This window comes from Streptomyces sp. NPDC001002 (genome assembly GCF_053599215.1).
Map to the genome: position 1 here is coordinate 1 of NZ_JBSFLV010000266.1, position 6,020 is coordinate 6,020.

Here is a 6,020-nt window from a genome sequence, read left to right on the forward strand (position 1 = left end):
TTGTTGCCGCAGCGTTTTATCTGCTCCACCGGCCTGTCCGCCCTGGTTTTCCGCCCGCCGGCCATCCGGCGGGCGGAAAACCAGGACACAGGTTGGTCAACCGTTGTCCCTGCGCCCGCGTTCGAGCATCAGGAAGATCAGGAAACCGGCGACGAACAGAATGGCTCCGACGACAAGGAACGGCACCGGCGCGTACTCGTCGGTGCACGTGCTCCCGCCAGCCGTCGCGTGACACACGTTCCCGGGGCCTTCCCTGTTCAGGTAGGCGAGGTAGAAGGCCGGCAGGGCCAGGCCCGTGACACCTCCGGCGATGGCGGCCCTGGGCCCCTTCCGGAGCAGGAACATCGCGGCTATGACGGCCACGGCGCTGAACGCGATGCCCACCGTCAGCAAGGCCGCCAGGCCGAAGGCCAGACATCCCCCGACCGCAAGCCATGCCAGGAACCAACCCCACTCAGTCGCACGACTCTGGGCAACCTGGTCGGCGACAACACCCCTACCTTGCACGGCGCCTCCTGTCTCAAGGTGAGACCACGACAAACGGCCAGGCGAAGAGCAGTTCAGCTTAGTGCCGCGGTGGGATCGGGACACAGACTGCGAGGGCGGGTTGCCGTCAAGTTGTTGGCGGGCACGGCCGGCCAAGTCAGTGGGCCGCGGTACGCACCGGTCCCGTACCCGTCCCACGCATGTGCACGGGCCCGGTGCACGGGAGCGCCGGCGTCAGCGATGGAGGGTGGCGCCCAGTTGCGCGCCCTTCGTGGGGGCGGCCAGTGTGCCCGGCCCGAAGCTCACCGACCCGTCGGCGGTGACCCCTGTCGCCGTACCGGCAAAGACCCACACCGAGCCGGAGCCAGTGTTCTCCCCGGGCGCGCCGACCACCACGTACCCGTCGAGGACGGCCGTGCTGCCGCCGAAGCGGTCGTCCGCCTCGGCCGTGCCCGGCACCCCGTCGGTGTTCTGCGTGAAGGCCTGCGCCCCCGCGCCGGTGAGGCCGGCCGCACCGCCCTGGAGGACGACGAACATGCCGGCGTCCTGGGTGGTGCCGACGTCCTCGCCGGGCACGCCCGTGACGACGTCGGCGTACCCGTCGTGGTCGATGTCGCCGACCGCCACGTCGCTGCCGAAGTGGTCACCGCTCTCGCCGGTACCCGGCACATCGGCAGAGTCCTGGCTGAGGAGCGTGGCCCGGGACGCGAGGCCGTCCGCAGTGCCGCGCACCACCCCCACCAGCCCGCCGGGGCCCGAGGTGCTGCGCCCGAAGACAACGTCCTGGCGTCCGTCGCCGTCGACGTCGCCGAGGCCGATGCTGTCCACGGCAGCGGTGTCCGGTGCGGCGATCGCCGTACCGGGCACAAGACCGTCGTGCGTGCCCCGGAACAGGCGCAGCCGGGGCACCACCGTGGTGGAAGGGCTGCTGCTGACGACCAGGTCGGTGATGCCGTCACTGTCGAGGTCGCCGGACGCCATCGCGTACAGCCGGACGTCCGCGCCTGCGAGGGCACTGGTGCGAGCGGGGCCGCCGACACGGTCGAACGGGCCGTGCAGCACACGGTCCCCGGTGACCAGGTCAAGATGTCCGTCGCCGTCGAAGTCCCCGGCACGGGTCGGTGACGTCCCCTGGACGGTGACGGTGGCGGTGGCCAGGCCGCCGACACTCCCCCACAGGATGGTGTACCGGCCGACGTCCTGTGCGTCGCCGATGTCCTCGCCGGGAGAGGAGACGACCAGGTCGGTGAAACCGTCCGAGTCGAGGTCCGCCGCCGTGAGGTGGGCGCCGAAGCGGTCACCGGTCTCCGCCGTGCCCGGAACGCCGTAGCGGTTCTGGCTGACCAGCTGACGCTTGACGCCGTTGGGGCCCTCTGCCATGCCGTAGTCGACGGCGATGTACCCGGCGCCCGCCTTGCCGTCGATCGTGCCTCCCGGGGCACCGATGGCGATGTCGGCGTACCCGTCGCCGTCGAAATCGGCACGGGCGGACGCGGAGTCGCCTAGGGACAGGGACTTCGGCGAGGTGCCATAGGCGGCGTGGGGCGCAGCGTTCGCCGTCCCCGTGACGGCGGCGAGGGCCATCGCCGCGAGGACGGGCAAGTGGCATCTTCGGGTAGGCAAGGCGAACCCCTCACATTCGGCGGGTGAACGGCAGGTGCCGCCGCACAGCACCCGACAAGACCCCTCGGGAGCACGGTTGGTTGTACTGCGGGGGCATGAGCGGACGGGTGATTGTGGGGTTTCAGGTGCGAGCGTGCACGATCAGCGTGCCGATGTGGCCTGCCTTCGGAACGTCCACGACGTGCGCCTCCGCCGTCGTGAAGCCGGCCCGCTGCGGATGCCGTTGCGACACAGCGGACTTGTAGCTGTAGTGGTGGGTGAACATGGCCTTGCCCGCGAACCCGCCCTTGTCCATGCCCTGCGGCCCGTAGGCGCCGGGGATCGCCGGCGGCTGGGAGCGCAGGAAGTCGCCGGTGCGCAGGCACAGGCCGTCGCTGCGGCGTTCGATGAACGGGGTGCCCCCGCGCGGCCGGGGCCAGCGCACGCGTTGTGACCGGCCCCGCCAAAACCGTCGGCGTCGTCTCCGCCGGCGAGATCATCGATGCCGTCGCCTTCCTTCAAGCACTCGCCCCGCGTCGATGACGCCTGCACGCGACAGACAGCCCCCTGAGGCCGGCTGAACGCCCCCGGTCGCGTGGACCCGGTGTCTGCCGGAAACAGACCCATGACCGAAGTCGAACAGGTGGCCGAATGGCGCCTTGTCTGACTGCGTCCCCTACGTTCAGGATTGCGGCCCACCGATGACCCACCACCATCGGAGAGTTCATGCTACGGGTGCACTTCACCAATGAAGATCTGGCCCGGGTTCGGGTCGCCACCGCTCCCGATCCGCTGTGGGAGATCACCAACAGTTTCCAGATCCTCGCCTCCGCACGGGAGGGCCTGCCTGCCTTTCGCTCCTGGCGGCGGCAGACGCGATTACATCTGCCCCCTGCCTGCGGGGCCCTCGTCGCGCTGCTCCCTCCGCTCGGCTACACACCTGACTTCCTCACCCCCCACCTCCCCAAGTCCCTTGATCTGGAGAGCGCGCTCGACACGGTGCTGAGCGTTCCTCGCACCTGGCTGCGGACCGACATGTCCCGACTGGCCGCGCGGCGTACCCGACCGCTGCCCGCCGAAGCCCGGGCCCTGGCCGACGGCGAGCCCCGCGCCCTGGACAGACTCGGCGCCGCCCTGCGCGCATATCACCAGCACGCGTTGGCACCCTTCTGGGAGCACATCCGCGCCCATGTCGAGGCCGATCGAGCGCTGCGTGGCCGGGCGGCGCTGGAGGGCGGCGCCGAAGGGCTCCTGGCAAGCTTCCAGCCCGTCCTGCGCTGGAAGCCTCCCGTGCTGGAGGCCGACTACCCGGTGGAGCGCGTACTGCGCCTCAACGGCCGCGGACTGGTGCTGCAGCCCTCCTACTTCTGCGTCCGCAGGCCGACGACCCTCGTCGACGCCGACCGCACACCCGTGCTCGCATATCCGCTCCATCACGTTCCCGGCGAGCCCGATCCCGGCGCGGGCGGAGGTTCCCTCAGCGCACTCATCGGGCGGACGCGTGCCGCCGTACTCGGCGCCGTCGTGTCCGGCCGTACGACAGGCGAGTTGGCCCGACAACTGGGCATCTCCGGACCCGCCGTCAGCCAGCACACCAGCGTCCTGCGGGAAGCCGGTCTGCTGCTGAGCATTCGACGCAGCAAGATCATGCTGCACACCATCACCCCGGCTGGTCTCGCCCTGCTCGAGGGGACCACGAGCCGTCCACCCACCGGCAGGTTCGACACGACGCTTAAGGCACACCTTCCACGTGTAGCCACCTCGCGCCGCTGACGGGAGCCTGTGGGGGTGGGTCAGAGCCGTGAGCCACCGGACGGGACAGGGGGACCCCGTGCAGCGACGCACCACCGTCTTCGCCACCACCATGACCGCCGTGGCGGCCGGCGCTGTCGCTCTCGGCCTGCTGATGACGGACGGCCCGGCACTGGGCGCCGGGCCGTCCCACGGCTCCAGTTCCACCGGCCCGGTCCGTGAGCTGACCACGGCCGAGCAGACCCGCATCGACCAGGCGGAACAGACCCTGATCAAGGGATGCATGGAACGGCAGGGGTTCCGCTACTGGGTCATAGCCCCGCTTGCCCCGGAGAGACTTCGCGCCTTCGAGCATCCCTTCGTGCGCGACGACCTCGGCTGGGCGCGGGCGCACGGCTACGGGGGAGCAATTCAGCGCGCGTTCTTCGCGGCGAAGAAGAAGGACCCGAATCTCGCCTACCGCAGGAGCCTGACTCCGACGGTTCGAGCCCGCTACCTGACGGTCCTGAACGGCGGGTCCGACTCCCGCCGTTTCTCGGTCCGCCTGCCGGCCGCCGGCTCCATCCGGACGGCGGTCGGCGGGTGCGAACTCGAAGCCAGGAAGAAGCTGTACGGAGATGTCGAGGCGTACTTCCGCGCCGACAAGATCGCCACCAATCTCGTTCCCCTGTACGCGCCCCGACTCATGAGGGACCGGCGCTTCACCCAGGCGCTGCATGTCTGGTCGCAGTGCATGGGCCGTAGAGCCGGGCGGGCCTATGCCGATCCGCAGGCCGTGCAAAGCGATCTTCTCGAGCGAACCGAGGGGCTGAGCGATCGGAAGGCGGACGCCCTGGAGCGGAAGTTGGCCGTGGCGGAGGCCATCTGCGCGCGCACGTCCACGCTGGCCGCCACTGCACGACATCTGGACGTCGAATACGGCGCCCCGGTGCGCCGGCAGTACGCCGACGACATCCGCACCGGCAAGCGCATGCGGCTGGCAGCGCTCGCCGAGGTCGACACCCTGTCTGTCGCCGCGAACTGACCTTTCGCGATCATTCACGCCCATTCACACCCACCGAAGAGATCACTCCGAAGGAGAGAACATGCGAAAGCTCCATGCTGCCCTCACAGCTGCCGCGATGGCGGTCGTCCTGGGCACCGCGTTGCCCAGCACGGCTCAGGCCGCGCCGTCCGGCGCCCAAGGACCCAACTGCGACGCTCAGTACAACGCGCACCGTGAAGACGGCAACATGCGCGCCTACCTCCTGACGGACTGCTACACGCTCCTCGGCACGGCCTCGGGCAACGACGCCAACTGGGGCGACGGGTCGGGGAGTTTCACCGGCGCCGACGACAACTTCGCCTGGTCGATCCTGAACACCGGCACCTACTCCGGCGGCGTCAACAACGTCCAGTTCTACGACTACACGAACTACGGAGGCGGCACCGGCTGTCTGGCGAGGGGGGAACTCTACGTGGACGACCTGCGTGACAACACCTTCGGCAACGGCGTCCGCGCCTCCAACGCCATCAGCTCCCATCGCTGGTCCTCCGGCTGCACCAACCGCTGGACCTGACCGACACCGTGCACGAGCTCGGCCCACCAACTCCTGTGCGGCGGGCCGGGCTCGTCTGTCCTGCTTCTCCTAAGACCCTGCCGTAGCGCTGCTCAGGGCTGCCGGTTGCGCTGGGCGTACTTCGTTCAGCCGGGCGATCTGTGCGGTCGTGCTCTTTGCGATGGTGGTGGCGAGATTCTTCGCCTCGCCCGCGTGGCCCTGGGTTCGCTCCCCGGTACAGAGCAGAGTGGATTGGGTCAGGTGGGCGCGCAGTGCGTCAGCGAGTATCTGGTCGAACGCCTTGCCGGTCGTGGCACCCGCCCTTTCGATGGTGGGGAGGCTGACCATGCCGGGCATGTTGTGCCCTTCGTGGGGGTTGTTGTCGGGGACTCCCGCGAGCTTCAGCAGCTCGCGCAGGCGGTTTTGGTCTTCGTGAAGACGTGTCCCTGTCGTGGCCGCCAGCGCCGTCAACTCTGGACTTGCCGCGTGGGAGGGTGCGAGATCGGTCAGTCGCTGCGCACGCTCGGCCATGGGGATCATCAGTTGGATCCACGCGATGTCGGTGGGGCTGAAGGATTCCGTCGGCGCTGCGCCGGCCTTCGGTGACGTGCTGGTTGTCGGCTGCGTGGTGCAGCCGACAAC

The 6,020-nt window shown here is 69.5% G+C and carries 6 protein-coding genes and 1 pseudogene; 3 read left to right on the forward strand and 4 right to left on the reverse strand.

Annotated elements, in window-relative coordinates; translation table 11 throughout:
• Nucleotides 1-96: 96 nt before the first annotated feature.
• From ACWDR3_RS46920 to ACWDR3_RS46930, 3 genes and pseudogenes are all read right to left on the reverse strand, one after another.
• A complete protein-coding gene (locus ACWDR3_RS46920) occupies nucleotides 97-540 on the reverse strand; it encodes a hypothetical protein (RefSeq protein ID WP_450358821.1) in 444 nt (147 codons plus the stop codon).
• A gap of 180 nt (nucleotides 541-720) precedes the next feature.
• Nucleotides 721-2,109 carry an FG-GAP-like repeat-containing protein gene (locus tag ACWDR3_RS46925; RefSeq protein WP_450358822.1) on the reverse strand — a complete coding sequence of 463 codons (1,389 nt, stop codon included), beginning with the start codon at nucleotides 2,107-2,109 and terminating at the stop codon, nucleotides 721-723.
• A gap of 121 nt (nucleotides 2,110-2,230) precedes the next feature.
• A pseudogene (locus tag ACWDR3_RS46930) lies at nucleotides 2,231-2,461 on the reverse strand (SAM-dependent methyltransferase); the annotation flags it as partial.
• Nucleotides 2,462-2,814: 353 nt separating this feature from the next.
• Here ACWDR3_RS46930 and ACWDR3_RS46935 point away from each other — a divergent pair.
• The 3 genes from ACWDR3_RS46935 to ACWDR3_RS46945 all read left to right on the forward strand — a co-directional run bounded on the left by ACWDR3_RS46935 (nucleotide 2,815) and on the right by ACWDR3_RS46945 (nucleotide 5,399).
• Nucleotides 2,815-3,861, forward strand: coding sequence for an ArsR/SmtB family transcription factor (locus ACWDR3_RS46935; protein WP_450358823.1), 1,047 nt, complete (start codon nucleotides 2,815-2,817; stop codon nucleotides 3,859-3,861).
• Between the two features lie 58 nt (nucleotides 3,862-3,919).
• On the forward strand, nucleotides 3,920-4,864 hold the full coding sequence (locus ACWDR3_RS46940; protein WP_450358824.1) for a hypothetical protein: 945 nt from the start codon (nucleotides 3,920-3,922) through the stop codon (nucleotides 4,862-4,864).
• A gap of 61 nt (nucleotides 4,865-4,925) precedes the next feature.
• On the forward strand, nucleotides 4,926-5,399 hold the full coding sequence (locus ACWDR3_RS46945; protein ID WP_450358825.1) for a hypothetical protein: 474 nt from the start codon (nucleotides 4,926-4,928) through the stop codon (nucleotides 5,397-5,399).
• Nucleotides 5,400-5,468: 69 nt separating this feature from the next.
• Here ACWDR3_RS46945 and ACWDR3_RS46950 read toward each other — a convergent pair.
• On the reverse strand, nucleotides 5,469-6,020 hold a 552-nt coding region (locus ACWDR3_RS46950), incomplete at its 5' end, for a DUF305 domain-containing protein (protein WP_450358826.1).

What these genes read in the sequence shown, in the direction of transcription:
- ACWDR3_RS46935 (WP_450358823.1), top strand. Translation starts at nt 2,815, where the DNA reads ATGCTACGGGTGCACTTCACCAATGAAGATCTGGCCCGGGTTCGGGTC.
- ACWDR3_RS46945 (WP_450358825.1), top strand. Translation starts at nt 4,926, where the DNA reads ATGCGAAAGCTCCATGCTGCCCTCACAGCTGCCGCGATGGCGGTCGTC.